The sequence below is a fragment of the Streptomyces lunalinharesii genome (assembly GCF_039532155.1).
In the GTDB taxonomy this organism is placed as follows: domain Bacteria; phylum Actinomycetota; class Actinomycetes; order Streptomycetales; family Streptomycetaceae; genus Streptomyces; species Streptomyces lunalinharesii.
Window position 1 is genome coordinate 1 of the sequence record NZ_BAAARK010000129.1, and the last position, 604, is coordinate 604.

General features: G+C 71.0%; 1 protein-coding gene. It reads right to left on the reverse strand.

Going from position 1 to position 604, the window contains the following annotated elements; genetic code table 11:
• A partial coding sequence (locus ABD385_RS41265; protein ID WP_344585429.1) for a DUF4232 domain-containing protein occupies positions 1 to 570 on the reverse strand: 570 nt, incomplete at its 3' end.
• Positions 571 to 604: the final 34 nt, after the last annotated feature.

The window sequence follows — 604 nt, forward strand, 5'->3', positions numbered from 1 at the left end:
CTGGATGCTCTCGTCGTACGAGCCGCCCAGCTTCAGGGCGTCCGCCGGCCACTTCAGGTCGACGCTGTGGGTCTCGTTCGGCGGCGTCACGATGATGTCGGTCGGGCTGGCGAGGCTGTCGCCACTGAAGTCGACCTTGTACGAGATGCTGAACGTGGCGGTGTCACCGGGCTTCAGGTCGGTGATGCGGGGCACTTCACCACCACGGTGCACCGGGGCGGAGGTACCGTCCGCGTCCTTCAGGTCGACGCCCGCGAAGCCCGCCGCCGAGCAGGTGCTGCCACCCTTGTTCGTCATCTGGACGGTGATCTCGCCCACCTTCTGGTCGGGCGAGCTGTCCGAAGCCTCCATCACCAGGTCGGACGTGCGGCAGAACGTGACCTTCCCGCCGCTCTTGACCGCACCGCTGCCGCCGCCGGCACGGGCCGAGGTGCCGCCGGAACGGGCCGAAGTACCCTCGCCGGAGCCCGACTTGGCGTTGTCCGGCTGGGCCGCGGTGCCCGGCGCCCCGGCGGAGGAGTCCGCCCCACTGGCATCGGCCGACCCCGCACCACTGGCCTCCGCGGCCACACCCGCACCCGACTGACCCCCCGCCTTGGAACCG